We start from the raw sequence: 15,562 nt of genomic DNA on the forward strand, positions 1-15,562 counted from the left end.
TCACTCCTGTCTTGTCTGACGGCTGGCCAGCGCCTCGAATGTCGCCGCATAGGCGGCATGCGCGTGCTCGTTTTCGTTCCAGCCAATGCCCAGCCGGGCGTAGAATGCTTTTGCGTTGCGGTTTTCGGCATCGACCGAAAGCCGCAGATAGGCTCCGCCGCGCGCCTGCGACCAGGCCGCCGTGGCGGCCAGCAGGGCCTCGCCTACGCCGCGCCCGCGCGCCGCTGGCGAGACGTAGAGATCCTGCACGTAGACGCCGGGTTTGCCGAGCCAGGTGGAGAACACGGGGAAGAAGAGGCTGAGGCCTGCAAACGCCCCGTCGGTCTCTGCGATCAGGCAGGAGAAGGCGGCGTCCGGCCCGAAGCCGAAGCGGCGGAAATCCTCCACCTGCGAGACCGCGCGGTCCTGTTCGCCCAGATAGGCGGCAAGATCCATGATGGCGCGGTGGATGGTCTGCGCGTCATCCGCCGTCGCGGGGCGGATCGAGAAGCCGGTGTCGGCAACGGCGTGGTTCGGCATGGGATCTTCCCCGGGGCGTTCTCACTTGCTCTAGAATGCGACCCGGTCGCCTCCCTTGAGGCCCAGCAGATCGCGCGCCTCGGCAGGAGAGGCGATCTCCAGCGAGAGGGCCTCCAGAACGGTTCGGATGCGTTTTACCTGATCCGCATTGGAGCGCGCCAGTTCGCCGCGTCCATTGTACAGGCTGTCTTCCAGCCCGACACGCACATTGCCGCCCATGGCTGCCGACATGGTGATCATCGGCATCTGGTGCCGGCCGGCGGCCAGAACCGAGAAGCTGTAATCGTCGCCGAAAAGCTTGTCGGCAATGCGCTTCATATGCGTGAGGTTCTCCGGGTCCGGGCCGATGCCGCCCAGCACGCCGAACACGAACTGGATGAAGAGGTGACCGGAGACCAGCCCGCGATCGCGGAAATAGGCCAGCGAATAGAGGTGGCCGACATCGTAGCACTCGAACTCGAACCGCGTGCCGCAGCCCTGTCCGAGCCGGGTCAGGATGTTCTCCATGTCGGCGAAAGTGTTCTGGAAGATGGAGCTGCGCGTTGCCTCAAGAAGCTGCGGCTCCCATTCGTGCTGCCAGTCGGTCTTCTTTTCCAGCGCCGGAAAGAGGCCGAAATTCATCGAGCCCATGTTGAGCGAGCACATTTCGGGCTCGGCGCGCAGGGCTGCGGCGATGCGGTCTTCCAGCTTCATCAGCGAGGAGCCGCCGGTGGAGATGTTCACCACCGCATCGGTTGACTGCTTGATGCGCGGGAGAAACTGCATGAACAGCGCCGGATCGGCGGAGGGACGGCCATCCTCGGGATCGCGGGCATGCAGATGCAGGATCGACGCGCCGGCCTCTGCCGCCGCGATGGCCTCGGAGGCGATCTGGTCAGGCGTGATCGGCAGGTGAGGCGACATGGAGGGCGTGTGCACGGAGCCGGTGACCGCGCAGGTCACGACGACCTTGCGGTTCGGCTTTTTCTTCATGCCATCGGTCTTTGTGTCTTTGGTCATGGTGCAGCTCAGCGGTTGACTGGAAGATCGAGTTCGGCGGCCAGTGCCTCGAGCGTGTCGCCCAGAATGGCCGTGATGGACCCGATTTCTTCGCGTGTGACGATCATGGGCGGGCAGACGAGGAAGTGATCGCCCTCGACCCCGCCGCGGGTGCGCCTGGAATAGATGATGAGCCCGCGCTCATAGGCCATGTCGACCATGCGCTGATGCGCGTTGAGCTCCTTGGGCAGGGGCTTCATCGTCTCGCGGTCGGAGACGAATTCGGCAGCGAGCAGAAGCCCCTTGCCGCGCACATCGCCAATGAAGGGGAAGCGCTCGGAGAGGCGTTCAAGCTCGCCCTTCAGCACCTCGCCCATCCGGGCTGCATTGTCGATCAGGCCGAGACGGTCGATCTCGTTGAGCACCGCGACACCGGCCGCACAGGCGAGCGGATTGCCCGCATAGGTGAAACCGTGCTGGAAACCGCCGACATCGAGAACGGGCTTCACGAGGCGCGAGGGAGCGGCCATTGCGCCAAGCGGGCAGTAGCCGGAGGCAAAGCCCTTGGAGAGCGCGATCAGGTCCGGCTTGCAGTTCCAGTGGTCGCCGCCGAGGAATTTGCCCGTGCGCCCCACGCCGCTCATCACCTCGTCATGGATGAGGAGAATGCCGTAGCGGTCGCAGATCTCGCGGATGCGCGGGAAATAGCTGTCGGGCGCAACCAGCGCGCCGGTGGAAGCGCCGCCGATGGGCTCCATGATGAAGGCGAGCACGCTCTCCGGGCCTTCGGCCAGAATCTTCTCCTCCAGCATGTCGGCATATTTGATGCCGCGCTGCTCCATCGTGAGATTGTCACGGTCGAGATAGGCGGTGGGAGCCGGGATTTTCGGCATCTCGCGCATCATCGGCGAGAACGGGTCGCTGAGCGCCGCATAGCCGGTCACGCCAAGCGCGCCCAGCGTTCCGCCATGATAGGAGGGGAAGCGCGAGATCACTTTCCAGCGTTCGCTCTGGCCCACGGCAAGCGCCCACTGGCGGGCAAGCTTGATGCAGGATTCCACCGCTTCGGAACCACCGGAAACGAAGAAGATGCGGTCCATGCCTTCCGGCAGGCGCTCCGCCGCCATACAGGCCAGGTCTTCCGCCGGCTCGTTCTCGAAATGCAGGCGATAGGCGAAGGTCACGCGGTCCATCTGGCGCTTCATCGCGTCGAGCACGTTGCGGTTGCCGTGGCCGATATTGACGACCATTGCGCCGCTCGACCCGTCGATCATCCGGCGGCCTTCCTGATCCCACAGATAGATGCCCTCGGCGCGGTCCACCAGCGGCCGACGCAGGCGCGACTGGTAGAAGAGGTGAGACGGGGGGCGTTGTGTCGAAGTTTCATTCTGCATGGCGTGTCTCGCTCAGCGGGAGAGGTAACGGTCGAGGACATTCGATGTGACGCGTTCGACCATCGCGTCACCGCGTTTCAGCGCGGCCACCCATTCGCAGCTTCCGGCGTGGAACACCTCGCCACGGCCGCGCGGGAAATTGACGATCATGCCCGAGCCGCGCTTGATGCGGTTCACGGACTCGTCGGACTGGTTGCCGACCAGCGTTTCGGCGACGAATTTTGCGTCGGCGTCGGAGAGAAACTGGTCGTCGGCGGGAATGTCGGCGCTCTCCTCCTTGAGGGAGGACATGCCGAGCGCCAGAATTTCGAGCCCTTCGGGCGCACCGGAATCCTCCGTTGGTTCCGGCAGACCGCCACGGATCACATAGTCGAGACCGTCCACCTCATAGCCGAAGGCGTGACCATCCGCGCCCAGCAGGTCGCCGTAATAGATGCCGGTTCCGGCGAAGGCCCAGTGCTCGGGCCGGTAGACCGGGAACCCGCGCACGCCGCGCGGCGCGCAGCCGCCCCAGCCCACATAAAGGCCGCGCAGGGCGTTGAGGCCGAATGTCCCTGCGGCTGGCCGTCCGGTCTCCTCAGCTTCCCAGCAGCCGGAGGTGCGGCGTTTGTCTTCCGACTGGTAGACCGGGTCTTCCGCGCGGGCGCGGTATTTGTAGCAGACCTGCTTCTTGCCATCGTCTTCAAACCGCGTCTGCCACATGAAGTTGCCGGCGAAACGGGCCGCCCTGCCGCCATTCTCGACATAGTTGTCGACAGCGTCGCGCATTTCCCATGTCCAGTATTCGTCATGGCCGACGAAGACCACGCAGTCATAGCCGTCGAGGATTTCCGGCGTGAAGTGCAGCTCGTGCTGGCTCGCCAGATCGACCGCGTAGCCGGCGCGTTCCGCCCAGCGGAAGAAATGGCTGTCATAGCTCGCCCAGCCGGCGGAGGCGTATTTCTTGGAATAGCCATTGGCATAGGCCCATTCCATGTGCGGATAGCGCGGGGGTGCAGCCGGCGGGGTGTAGATCTCCAGCGGCACGCGTGGCGCACTCTCCGGCAGAACTGCGAAGCCACGGCAGAACGGGCGCTCGGTGCTGACCATGGGCGCATACTGGTTGCGTCCGGGGCCGGTGATGCCCTGATAGTGGTTGGAGCCGCCCCAGGTGTTGTAGGCGGTCCAGGTGCCGGTGGCGGCGACCTGCAGAACGCGGCCGGGCTTGCGACCGGCAAGCGGGCGCACGATGAACACATGGTGGCAGGTGATGGGGTCACCGTCGCGGCCCTCTGCCGTCAGCGTGATGCGATAAGCGCCCGACGGCCAGTCCTCGCCGATGCGGAACGCGTGGGAGACGGACCAGCCGCAACCCATGACGGAGCACTGGTCGGGCGTGTCCTGCCAGGCGGCGGTAAGGCCGTCCTGCGACAGGACACGGGTTTCGGTTGCGCCGTCGCGCACGATCTCCAGCCGGTATCGGGAAGCGGTCGCGCTGACATGCAGATTGACCGTCGCGCCGGGCGGATAGGCATAGGCATCGGTGTAGCACCAGATTTCGCCGCGTGCGCCATCCATGCCGGGAATTTCGTAATAGTGGCCCAGAACCGCCTCGCGGCGTTGCTCCGGCGTCAGCCCGAAATCGGGGAACTCGGTTTCGATGATATGCATGGTCTCAGGCGGCAAGATACTTCTTGAGGAAGGAGCGGGTGCGCTCCTGCTTGGGGGCGGTGAAGATCTCGCCGGGCGGGCCTTCCTCCACCACGACGCCGCCATCCATGAACAGGACGCGGTCGGCGACCTCGCCGGCAAAGCGCATTTCATGGGTGACGATCAGCATGGTCATGTGCTCGGCGGCGAGCTGCTTCATCACCATGTTCACCTCGTCGACCAGCTCGGGGTCGAGCGCGGAGGTGGCTTCATCGAAGAGCATCACCTTGGGCTGCATGGCCAGCGCGCGGGCGATGGCCACGCGCTGCTTCTGGCCGCCCGACAGGCGGGAAGGATAGGCGTCGATCTTGTCGGCGAGGCCGACCTTGGAAAGAAGCTCCAGCGTGAGTTCGCGCGCTGCGGCCTTGCTCATCCCCTTGAGGATGACCGGACCCATGGCGATGTTGTCGTGCACGGTGAGGTGCGGGAACAGGTTGAAGTGCTGGAACACCATGCCCATCTGCTGGCGCACCGCATTGATGTGGCGCTCGAAGGCGCGTCCGGTGAGCGGCTGGTTGACCTGAACGCCATCGAGCCAGACCTCGCCGCCATTGAGCGTTTCAAGGTGGTTGATGGAACGCAGGAGCGTGCTCTTGCCGGAGCCGCTGGGGCCGATGATGGCGACGATCTGGCCGCGCTCGACGGAAAGGTCGATGCCTTTCAGAACCTCGAAGGAGCCATAGGCCTTGCGGGCGTCCTTGACCTCGACCATGGGGTTGCGGGTGCTCATCGAGAGACCTCCACTTTCTTTTCGACCTGCCGCAGGCCCGCTTCCAGAACGAGGTTCAGGATGTAGTAGAGCGCGGCGGCCGTGATGTAGAATTCGAACGGGCGGAAGGTTTCGCTGATGGCGAGCTGGGCGGCGTGGACCAGTTCGGCGATGCCGATGACCGAGACCAGCGAGGATTCCTTCAAGAGGGCGATCATGTTGTTGCCGATGGGCGGCGCGGTGTTGCGCACGGCCTGCGGGATGACGACGTAGCGCAGCGTCTGCCAGCGGCCGAAGCCGATGCTGCGCGCGCCCTCGGACTGCCCCGGATCGACGGCGGTGATGCCGGCGCGCAGAATGTCGGCGTTGTAGACGGCGAAGTGCAGGCCAAGACCGATAATGCCGGCGCCAAGTGCGGGAATGTCGATGCCGATCTGCACGAGGCCGAAATAGATCAGGAAGAGCTGCAGGAGCAGCGGCGTGCCCATGAACAGCCACATGAAGAAGCGCACGGGATAGGCGATGACCGCCGGGGCGTAGAGCACGGCGACGGCAAACAGAATGCCGCTGAAGAAGCTCAGTATGGACGATGTGACGGTGAGAACGATGGTCCACCAGACACCCATCCACAGGAGGCCGAGATAGGGAGTGACGACGCTGAAATCCAAACCTTGCATGGGTCGCTCCCTCAGCTCAGCGCGTAGCGGCGGTCGAGCAGGTCGACGACACGCGCAACGGCATAGACGATGATCATGTAGAGAAGGGCGGCGACGCCGAAGATCTCGAACGGCTTGTAGGTGGAGCCGATGAAGCGCTGTGCGGTATAGGTGAGTTCCACCACGGAGATGGTCGAGACCAGGGCGGAGCCCTTCACCAGCGCGACCGTGTTGACGCCGAGCGGGCGGATCATCAGACGGGCGGCCTGCGGCAGCACCACCTTGCGCATGGTCTGCGCCCGGCCGAAGCCGATGGTGCGCGCGGCTTCCGTCTGGCCCTTGTCCACGGAGAGGATCGCGCCACGGATCGATTCAGCCATATAGGCGCCGATGTTGAGGCCAAGACCGATGACGCCGGCGGCAAAGGCGTCGAGATGGATGCCGATCTGCGGACCGCCGAAATAGAGAATGAAGAGCTGGATCAGGCAGGGCGTGCCGCGAAAGATGCTGACATAAACCGTGCCGATCGTGCGAATGATGCGCGAGCGCGACAGTTTGGCGGCGGCGGCAAGCGAACCGGCGGCAAGGCCGAGAACGAGCGCCAGCGCGGAAATCTGAACGGTGACCAGTGCGGCTTCCAGAAAGAACGGAAAGACGCGCACCATCAGGGAGAAATCCATACGGAAGCTCCGGAAAGGGGCAGGCGGGGCGACCGGCGCTGGAACGCGCCGGCCGGATGGTCATTGCGGGATCAGCGGATGTCGCTGCCGACCCATTCCATCGAGATCTTCTCGTAGGTGCCGTCTTCCATCATCGCGTCGAGCGCTTCCTGCATGGCGGCTTTCAGCTCGGGGCTGTTCTTGCGGATGGCGATGCCGATGGCCACCGCGCCGCCCTCGATGTCCGGGGTCTCGAGCATGCGCACCTTGTCGCCGGTTTCCTTCACGGCCACGCGCACGGGGATGTTGTCGACAACGATGGCGTCGATGCGGCCGGACTTCAGCTCAAGCAGCAGCTCGGGCAGGCCCTTGTAGGTACGGATGTCCCAACCGCCCTTTTCGCGCGCCCACTTCTCATGGGTCTCGCCGAGCGTCACGCCGAGGGTCTTGTCCTTCAGATCGTCAAGCGCCTGAACCTCGGAATCTTCCATCACGAACACGGCGCGGCCGGCATGGTAGTACGGGCCGACGAAATCCACGACCTTCTCGCGCTCCGGCGTGATGGTCATGGAGCCGACGATGGTGTCGTATTTGCTGGCCAGAAGGCCGGCGATGATGCCGTCCCAGGCGGTGGTGACGATCTCGCCCTCGACGCCCAGACGCTTTGCGATTTCCATGCCGATGGACGCATCGAAGCCAACCACCTGGTTCTGGTCGTTGACGAAGTTGAAGGGCGGGTACTGGCCCGACATGGCGATTTTCATCTCGCCGGCTTCCTTGATCGCTTCCAGTTCGTTGGCCCCGGCGGAAAACGCGCCAAACGAGGCGGCGAGGCCGAGCGAGACGGCCATCAGGCGAGACAGAATCTTGGTCATGAGATTGGGTTCCTCCGTTCCTCTGGGTGAATGCTGTTCTGATTTTTTGCAGGTCATTCGTGTTCATGATTGCGTTTGCCAATGCATTACGCAAATAGATAATGGGAATAGAAGTCATAGATTTGGTGAATGATGAATCAGCGCACCGACAGGCTCGTCTGGGACCTCGACTGGAACCTTCTGCGCACCTTTGTGGTGATCGCCGAGGTGAAGAGCATCACCGGCGCGGCCGACCAGCTGAACCTCAAACAGCCCTCAGTGAGCAACGCGCTGAAGCGGCTGGAAGACCGCATCGGACGGCGGCTGGTGGAGCGCGACGCAACGCGCTTCGAGCTCACCGAGGTGGGCGAGCTCCTCTACGAGCAGAGCATCGAGGCGTTCGGCGCGATCTCGCAATTGCCGCTCCTGATGCGCGGCATCAGCGACGAGGTGACGGGGCATGTGACCATCGCGCTCGCAAGCCATGTGGAATCGCCCCTGTTCGACCGCGCGCTTGCGGAATTTCACAAAAACTATCCCCGCGCCAGCATCACGCTGAACGTGTTAACGAGCATCGATGTGGCCAGGCAGGTGCGCGAGCGGCGGGCCTCGTTCGGCATCTGCCTTGTCAGCCAGCGCGACCCGGCGCTGGATTACACGATGGTCTATCGTGAGTTCTTCGGCTTCTTTTGCGGCCCTGAACACCGGCTGTTCGGGCATCACGGGCTGAAGCTTTCGGACCTGAAGGGCGAGACCTCCGTTTCCTTCCACACGGACCACATCTCGGATTCGCTGCGTCCGGTGGCGCTGTTGCGCAGCGAGGCCAAGCTGGACAGCAGCGTGGTTGGCGTTTCCTCAAGCCTTGAGGAGGTGCGGCGCATGATCCTTGCCGGGCTCGGCATCGGCCCGCTGCCGCTGCATGTGGCGCGGCGCGACGTCAATGACGGGCTGCTGTGGCGTCTGCCGCCCTATGACCGGCCGCCACAGATCGACATCTTCATGCTGACCAATCCGGAAAAGGTTCTGAACCGGGCGGAGAAGGCGTTGATTTCCGGGCTCCAGACACTGATCGCCGAAACCCCGTTCGAGGAACGCGTCTACGACCGTTGAGGCGTCACTCCGAAGCGACGAGCAGCGCTTCGCCGCGGGCGCGCAGGCTGGGTTCGAGTTCCGCGGAGCGGCGCGCTTTGAGATCGAAGCGCACCGTGGTGGTGCGGTTCACGGCGCGCACGACCCCATCGATGCTGCCGGTCATGACCTGCTCGAAACTCACCGACGAGCGCCCCAGACGCGTCACATGGGAGTGGATCGTCAAAAGCGCGCCGGCTTCGGTCTCGTGCTTGTATTCCGTCTCGCTGCGCACATCGGCCCAGCCAAGGTCGTGGTTGTCGATGGCCTCGGGGCCGGCCAGATGGCCGAGCAGCTGAAAGCTGGCGTCATCGAACATCGCCGCATAGTGGCGCACATTCATGTGCCCCATCGTGTCGCACATCCATGGATGCGCCACGCTGACGAGGGTTGTGAGCCGGGAAGATGCCATGATGCGCCTCTTGGTCTGCGGGTGGTCGATTGACCGGTGCAATCTACGCGGCCTGACGCAATAGTCCACCAGGCGCATCTCGCATGTTGACGGGCTTTGCCCGGGTAAGGCAGGAATGGCGCTGGCGCGAAGTTGGGATGTCGCGCCGGAACTGGCGAAGTGGCGGGGCCTTGAGGGCTGCGCTATCGTGACAGGGGGAGGTTGATGCGCCGAGGAGGCGCGGCGATGCCGTGCGGCCTGGCCTCCCTGGGAGGAGAGCCTTTGCGCAGATTGTTACATTGCTGGGTGGTGTCGGCCTGCGTCTGGCTGTCGGGGGCGGCGTTTGCACAGGCCGCCGACACGGGATGCCGGCTCCAGATCATCACCTCCTACCCCGAAAGCTTTTACCGTCCTTTTGTGGAGCGGTTCTCCAGCGATTATGGCCGCGCCTGCGTGACCAACAAGAACACGATCGCGCTGATGCGGCACATGCGTGAAGGTCGCCGCCCGGTCGCCGATGTGGTCTGGACAAGCTCGCCCGTTGCCTTTGCTGCGCTCGACGCCGACGGCCTGCTCGATCACCGGCCGGAGCTTTCTTCCGATCCTTCGCATTTCGGCGGGCTGGTGGTGGATGATGCAAGCGGCGCGCGTTTCGGCTTCGCGCTGTCGCAGATCGGCCTGATGTGGAAGCCCGATGGCGAGACGATAGGGCCAACCGCCGAGGTGGAGCTTCTGGCGCAGGACCGCTATCGCAACCGCATCGGCATGACATCGCCGGCGCGCAGCGGCACCACGCATCTGTTCGTCGAGACCGTCCTGCAGAACCTGGGCTGGGATGAAGGGTGGGCGCTCCTGTCGCGTATCGGCAGCAATCTGGCCACTGTCACGGCGCGCAGTTTCGGCGTGCGCGAGGGCATCGCCCGAAACCGGTTCGAGCTGGGCATTGGCATCGACTTTCTGGCCAAGGCGGCCAATGAAACGCAGCCGCCCATCGCTTTTGCGCCGCTGCGCGACAGTGTGGTCTTCCCGGCCAGTGTCGGCATTGCCCGCACCGGCGCGGAGAACCCGCTGGCGGTGGATTTCGTTGAGTTCCTGCGCTCCGACACGGGGCAGAACCTGCTCTTGCGCCCCGCCATTGCGCGCATCCCCGTCAATCCGGACCTCTGGGGGCAGGTGGGGTTCGAGCCTGAACACAGCGCAGGCGCGGCCTTCGATGCGGCCCTTGCCGCGCGCCGCCTTCCCATCGTCAATGCGCTGTTCGACGAGATGATCACCTATCGTTATCTGGAACTCGCCGAGATCCGGGCCGGCATCGACCGCCTCGTGGCGGCCCCGGAAGCCGCTGACGATCCGCAATTGCGCAATCTCATCGCCGAGGCGCGCGACCGGGTGGAGACCGTGCCGGTCGCCTCCTTCATGTCGGATGCCGCAGAGCTGATTTCGCAGCTTGAAGGAAGCGATCTGGTCGATCTTTCCGCCGATGGCGAAGGCACATTGCGGGACAGCTGGTCGCGCGACTTTTCAGGCCGCTTCAGCCGCGCCCGCGAACTGATCGCGCGCGGAGACGCCCGGCTGGCCGAACTCACATCCGGGCGCGCGCCGTGAACGGTCATTCCACCTCCCTGCGCAGCAAGCTTCTGGTCGCCATGGCGACGATTGCCGGCTTCGCCATCGTGGCGATGCTGGTGGCGAATTTCACGCTGGGCAATGTCGGCAACACCATTTCCAATCTGGCGTCGGACAATCTCAAGACGGCGGCGGCCAGCGCCCGGCTGGCCGAAATCGGTCAGGCCATTCGCGTCGATGTGCCCATGCTTGGCAGTGCGCGCACACGGTTCGAACGGGAATCCGCGCTGGAGCGGCTCGAGGACCATTTCGGGCACCTTCGCCAGCTTCTGGCGACGGGCATGGGAAAGGATGAGGCGTTCAGCGGGCTGGGCGGCGTTCTGGCCGAGGTGGAGGCCAATGTGCTGGCGCTCGACCGCAATGTGGCGCGGCGCTTCGTTCTCGCCAAACAGCGGGAGGAGGAGACGGCGCGTCTCAACCGCCTGCACGGCGATTTTCTGCTGGAGGTCGACCCGCTTCTGGTGGACGCCAAGTTCAACGTGGAATCGGCGCTTGAGGCGCGGGCGGGCGAAGGCCTCGCCGACAATGCGCGGCGCAGTCTCGTCGAGCGCGAGGTGCGTCTGACGGAGGCGCTTGGCCGTCTGCACGCCAGCGCCAATCTGGCGGTGGGGATGATCCTGCGCGGCGCGAGCGAGACCGATTTCCGCCTGATCGAACAGTTGCAGGGGCGGCTTGCGGAAACGGTCGATGAGGGCAACGCCAATGCGGCGCTGATCGCGAGCAATGCAAGCGCCATCACGCTGCGCCAGATCTGGGACGACATCGCCCTGTTCGCCACCGAGCCGGACAACCTTCTGGATCGCCGGTTGAACGAAAGCGGGCTTCTGGCTGAAAGCGCGCAGTTGCAGGAAATGAACGCCTCGCTGCTTGAAGAGCTTGGCAATGTGGTTGCCGGTGCGGTGCGCGAAAGCGGTCTTCGGTCGAGCCTTGCGTCTGTGGAAATCAACGATGTGCTGTCGGGCTGGCGGGTGTTCAACGCGTTCAGCACCGCCATTCTTCTGCTCCTTCTGCTCGCCTTCTCCTACTTCTTCGTGCGCGGGCACCTGTTCCAGCGTCTGATGAAGGTGCTGGAGGCGATGGGGCGCATTGCGAGTGGTGAGAAAGGCATTCAGGTGGGCGTTTCGGGTTCCGACGAAATCGGCCAGCTTGCGGATGCGGTTCGCCTTTTCCGCGACAAGTCCGAAGCGCTCGACCAGCGGGCGCGCGAGCTGCGGCAGGCCAATGTCAGCCTGACATCGGAGATCGAGCGGCGCAGACAGGTGGAGACCGAACTGCGCGAAACGCAGGCAGAACTGGTGCAGGCGGCAAAGCTTGCCGCCCTTGGGCAGCTTTCGGCGGGTATTGCGCATGAGTTCAACCAGCCGCTGACGGCGATGGGGTCCTATACGCACAATGCGCTGCGCTATCTGGAGCGCGGCGACATCGACAAGGGCAGGGAGAAGCTGGGCGACATCGAACGGCTGATCAAGCGGCTGGCGAAAACCTCCAATCATCTGAAGACCTTCGCCCGCAGGCCGCAGGATGTGCTGGTGCGCAACGATGTGACGGAGGTGGTCGCGAACGCGCTGACCCTGTTCAAGGAGCGGATCGAGCGGCAGGGGGTCGCGCTTGTCATGGAGCACCCGCCGCACCCGGTTCACGTGATGACGGAGCCGGCACTTCTGGAGCAGGTGCTCGTCAATCTCGTTTCCAATGCGCTCGACGCCACCGAGCCGGTTCACCCGGCACGGCTCACCATCCGCATCAGCGAGACCGAAATGCTGGCGCGCATCGAGGTGGAGGACAATGGCGAGGGCATTGCCGAGGGGCTTGAAGGAAAGCTGTTCGACCCGTTCTTCACGACAAAGCCGCCGGGCGAAGGGCTCGGGCTCGGCCTCTCCATATCGTACAATGTCATTCGCGATCTGGGTGGCCGTCTGGAACTGAAACGCAGGGAGGAAGGCGGCGTGATCGCAACCGTGGAGCTGTTCAAGACATGAATGCGATACCGGTAATTCTGGTGGATGACGACATGGAAATCCGTGACGCCTGGGCGGAGACGCTGGCGCTGGAGGTCTATGAACCGTTCACCTTCGCCGATGGGCGGGAGGCGCTGCGCGTGCTTGACCGGAACTGGCCGGGCGTCGTCGTCTCGGATCTCAGAATGCCCGGCATGGATGGCATCGCCCTTCTGGAGGCCGTTCAGGAGATCGACCGCGATATCCCCGTCATCATCATCACCGGTCATGGCGATGTGCCCATGGCGGTGTCGGCGGTTCGCAACGGGGCCTATGATTTCATCGAGAAACCGGCGGAGCCGGAGGTGCTTCTGGCGGCGGTGGAACGCGGCGCCAGAATGCGTCAGCTCATCCTGCAGAACCGCCAGCTGCTCAGCGGTGCGGGCGCGCCCTACGCGCTGGAAAAGCAGCTCATCGGCAACAGCGAGGCCATTCAGCGCTTGCGCAAGCGCATCGCCGCCGTTGCGCTGGCCGACGTCAACACCGTCATCTATGGCGAAACCGGGTCGGGCAAGGAAGTGGTAGCCAATGCGCTGCATTCGCTCGGCCAGCGCAGCGACGGCCCCTTTGTCGCGCTCAATTGCGGCGCGCTGCCGGACACGCTGATCGCCAGCGAACTGTTCGGCCACGAGCCGGGTGCCTTTACGGGGGCGGATCGCCGGCGCATCGGCAGGCTGGAACAGGCGAGCGGCGGAACGCTGTTTCTCGATGAGATCGAGAGCATGCCGCTTGCGCATCAGACCCAGCTCCTGCGCGCGCTCCAGTCGCAGGCCATCACGCGGCTTGGCGGCAAGGACGAGATCGGCATCGATGTGCGGGTGGTTGCAGCCGCGAAGAAGGATCTCGAAGAGGCATCCGAGGAAGGCACGTTCCGCGCCGATCTCTACTATCGCATCGCCGTCGCGACGCTTTCCATTCCGCCGCTCAGGGAGCGCCCGGAAGATGTGCCGCTTCTTTTCATGCACTATGTACAGCAGGCGGGCCGGCGCATTCAGCGCGGCTTTGTCGAGCCGGACCAGAACCTGCTGGAAGAGCTGAGCCGGCGGCCATGGAAGGGCAATGTCCGCGAGCTAATCAATGTCGCAGAGCGTCATGCGCTGGGTATTGATGGCGAGACGCAGGGCAGCGCCATGGGCGGAGCGGAACCCGGCCTTGCCGACCAGCTTGACGCATTCGAAAAGCGCGTTCTTGCCGCAGCGCTGCGCCGGACTGGCGGACGGGTGCAGATGGCCGCCGATCATCTGCGGATCCCGCGCAAGAAGCTCTATCTCAGAATGCAGCGCCACGGCCTCGTTCGGGAGGATTTCGTGGAGGATGATCGTGTCGAAAGTGACACGTGATTAAGGCGGATGGGTCAAAAACGACCCGTTCGCCGGTCAGTTCTGCGTCCTGAATTTCCCATGAACATCAATGGATTGCCGAAAAATTCCGGGCGGCGCGCAAACTGGCACGCCGGTTGCTCCTGATTGTTCGCGATGAAAAAGATCGCGGTATATTTCTGGGAGGAATTTTATGCCTGACATCAAACGCAAGCCGTATCGCACGCTGGGACTGGGGGTCGCAGCAGCGGCCTTGCTGGCGGCGTCGCCGCTTTATGCGGCCGACGACAAGCTCGTCATCGTAACGTCCTTTCCCTCCGATCTGACGGATGTTTTCAAGACCGCCTTCATGAAGGAGAACCCCTCGATTGCCGTTGAGGTGGTGAACAAGAGCACGTCTTCGGGCGTGAAATATCTGATCGAGACGGCGCAGAACAACCAGTCCGACATTTTCTGGGCTTCCGCGCCGGATGCGTTCGAAGTGCTGAAGGGCGAAGAGCTTCTCGGCAGCTACTCCAAAGAGGTCGATGGCATCCCGGCCGATCTCAACGGCTATCCGATCAACGATCCGGACGGCCAGTATCTGGGCTTCGCCCTCTCGGGCTACGGCTTTATGTGGAACACCCGCTACATGGACGCCTACGAACTGCCCGCGCCGAAGGAATGGGACGACCTCGAAAAGCCGGTCTATCACGGCCATGTCGGCATTTCCTCGCCGTCGCGTTCCGGCACCACGCATCTGACCATCGAGACCATTCTTCAGGGTGAAGGCTGGGAGGAAGGCTGGAAGACGCTGAAGGCGATTTCTGGCAATGCAAAGACGATCACCGAGCGCAGCTTCGGCGTGCCGGACGGCGTCAACAGCGGTTCCTTCGGCGTCGGCATCGTGATCGACTTCTTCGGGTTCTCGTCCAAGGCCTCCGGCTTCCCGGTCGAGTTCCATTATCCGAGCGTGACGGCGCTGGTGCCCGCCAATATCGGCGTTGTCGCCAATGCGCCCAATGAGGGGCCGGCGCAGAAGTTCATCGACTTCCTTCTGTCGGAAAAGGGCCAGGCACTGCTCTTCGATCCGAAGATCATGCGTCTGCCGGTGAACAAGAACGCCTATGCGGGCGCGCCGGAAGGTCTGCCCAACCCGTTCGACGGTTCGATCGAAACCAAGGTGAACTTCGACAGCGACGTGTCGGAGCAGCGCTACAATGTGATCAATTCGCTGTTCGACGTGATGATCACCTACCGGCTTGATGATCTGCGCAACGCCACGGCTGCCGTGCAGGCGGCGGACACTGCGCTCGCCGAAGCCGGCTCCGGCAATGCCGAGGCCGCCAAGCTGATCGAGGAAGCAAAGGCCCTGATCAACGCGCTTCCGGTCTCCGCTGAAGAAGCCGCCGATCCGGACTTCAATGCGATCTTCACGGTGAAGCGCAAAGAGGCCGACACCAAGGTCGAAGGCCGTCAGGCCGAGATCGAGCAGCAGTGGGACGCCATGGTGGTCGAGAACTACCGCAAGGCCACTGAACTGGCCGAGAAGGCCAAGTCTCTGCTTTAGGTCGTCAGGCGTCCATCCGGACGCTCAAGGAACGATCTGATCCATTGATTGAGCATCGGGCCGCGACCGGTTCCCGGTCCGATGCTCCAGGGCC

14 protein-coding genes are annotated in these 15,562 nt (G+C 63.7%); 5 read left to right on the plus strand and 9 right to left on the minus strand.

Going from position 1 to position 15,562, the window contains the following annotated elements:
* The 8 genes from ACRTG1_RS05950 to ACRTG1_RS05985 all read right to left on the minus strand — a co-directional run bounded on the left by ACRTG1_RS05950 (nucleotide 1) and on the right by ACRTG1_RS05985 (nucleotide 7,479).
* On the minus strand, nucleotides 1-519 hold the full coding sequence (locus ACRTG1_RS05950) for a GNAT family N-acetyltransferase (RefSeq protein ID WP_206544593.1): 519 nt from the start codon (nucleotides 517-519) through the stop codon (nucleotides 1-3).
* A 30-nt stretch (nucleotides 520-549) separates the two neighbouring features.
* Nucleotides 550-1,518, minus strand: coding sequence for a 3-keto-5-aminohexanoate cleavage protein (locus ACRTG1_RS05955; protein WP_162742241.1), 969 nt, complete (start codon nucleotides 1,516-1,518; stop codon nucleotides 550-552).
* Between the two features lie 8 nt (nucleotides 1,519-1,526).
* Nucleotides 1,527-2,891 carry an aspartate aminotransferase family protein gene (locus ACRTG1_RS05960; RefSeq protein WP_432515905.1) on the minus strand — a complete coding sequence of 455 codons (1,365 nt, stop codon included), beginning with the start codon at nucleotides 2,889-2,891 and terminating at the stop codon, nucleotides 1,527-1,529.
* 12 nt (nucleotides 2,892-2,903) lie between these two features.
* Entirely contained in the window at nucleotides 2,904-4,541 is a 1,638-nt protein-coding gene (locus ACRTG1_RS05965; RefSeq protein WP_432515906.1) for a N,N-dimethylformamidase beta subunit family domain-containing protein, read from the minus strand.
* A 4-nt stretch (nucleotides 4,542-4,545) separates the two neighbouring features.
* A complete protein-coding gene (locus ACRTG1_RS05970) occupies nucleotides 4,546-5,310 on the minus strand; it encodes an amino acid ABC transporter ATP-binding protein (RefSeq protein ID WP_281431869.1) in 765 nt (254 codons plus the stop codon).
* Entirely contained in the window at nucleotides 5,307-5,966 is a 660-nt protein-coding gene (locus tag ACRTG1_RS05975) for an amino acid ABC transporter permease (RefSeq protein ID WP_065815904.1), read from the minus strand. The genes ACRTG1_RS05970 and ACRTG1_RS05975 overlap by 4 nt, the downstream gene beginning before the upstream one ends.
* Before the next feature lie 11 nt (nucleotides 5,967-5,977).
* A complete protein-coding gene (locus ACRTG1_RS05980; protein ID WP_113154150.1) occupies nucleotides 5,978-6,625 on the minus strand; it encodes an amino acid ABC transporter permease in 648 nt (215 codons plus the stop codon).
* Nucleotides 6,626-6,696: 71 nt separating this feature from the next.
* Nucleotides 6,697-7,479 (minus strand): ABC transporter substrate-binding protein, encoded by a 783-nt coding sequence (locus ACRTG1_RS05985; protein ID WP_113154151.1) that lies wholly within the window; start codon nucleotides 7,477-7,479, stop codon nucleotides 6,697-6,699.
* A gap of 129 nt (nucleotides 7,480-7,608) precedes the next feature.
* Between ACRTG1_RS05985 and ACRTG1_RS05990 the strand changes: the two genes are divergently transcribed.
* Nucleotides 7,609-8,568 (plus strand): LysR family transcriptional regulator, encoded by a 960-nt coding sequence (locus tag ACRTG1_RS05990; RefSeq protein ID WP_206544597.1) that lies wholly within the window; start codon nucleotides 7,609-7,611, stop codon nucleotides 8,566-8,568.
* A 4-nt stretch (nucleotides 8,569-8,572) separates the two neighbouring features.
* Here the strand turns inward: ACRTG1_RS05990 and ACRTG1_RS05995 are convergent, their stop codons facing one another.
* Complete coding sequence (locus ACRTG1_RS05995; protein ID WP_432515907.1) at nucleotides 8,573-8,998, minus strand: acyl-CoA thioesterase; 426 nt, start codon at nucleotides 8,996-8,998, stop codon at nucleotides 8,573-8,575.
* A gap of 261 nt (nucleotides 8,999-9,259) precedes the next feature.
* Between ACRTG1_RS05995 and ACRTG1_RS06000 the strand changes: the two genes are divergently transcribed.
* The 4 genes from ACRTG1_RS06000 (at nucleotide 9,260) to ACRTG1_RS06015 (ending at nucleotide 15,468) form a co-directional block, all read left to right on the plus strand.
* A complete protein-coding gene (locus ACRTG1_RS06000) occupies nucleotides 9,260-10,582 on the plus strand; it encodes an ABC transporter substrate-binding protein (protein ID WP_432515908.1) in 1,323 nt (440 codons plus the stop codon).
* Nucleotides 10,579-12,582: an ATP-binding protein gene (locus ACRTG1_RS06005; protein ID WP_283800179.1), complete on the plus strand. Its 2,004-nt coding sequence runs from the start codon at nucleotides 10,579-10,581 to the stop codon at nucleotides 12,580-12,582. The genes ACRTG1_RS06000 and ACRTG1_RS06005 overlap by 4 nt, the downstream gene beginning before the upstream one ends.
* Entirely contained in the window at nucleotides 12,579-13,940 is a 1,362-nt protein-coding gene (locus tag ACRTG1_RS06010; RefSeq protein ID WP_299938617.1) for a sigma-54-dependent transcriptional regulator, read from the plus strand. The genes ACRTG1_RS06005 and ACRTG1_RS06010 overlap by 4 nt, the downstream gene beginning before the upstream one ends.
* Nucleotides 13,941-14,112: 172 nt before the next feature.
* Nucleotides 14,113-15,468: an extracellular solute-binding protein gene (locus ACRTG1_RS06015; protein WP_206544600.1), complete on the plus strand. Its 1,356-nt coding sequence runs from the start codon at nucleotides 14,113-14,115 to the stop codon at nucleotides 15,466-15,468.
* Nucleotides 15,469-15,562: the final 94 nt, after the last annotated feature.

It is taken from the genome of Nitratireductor sp. PBL-C9 (assembly GCF_050877045.1).
Taxonomy (GTDB): domain Bacteria; phylum Pseudomonadota; class Alphaproteobacteria; order Rhizobiales; family Rhizobiaceae; genus Nitratireductor; species Nitratireductor aquimarinus.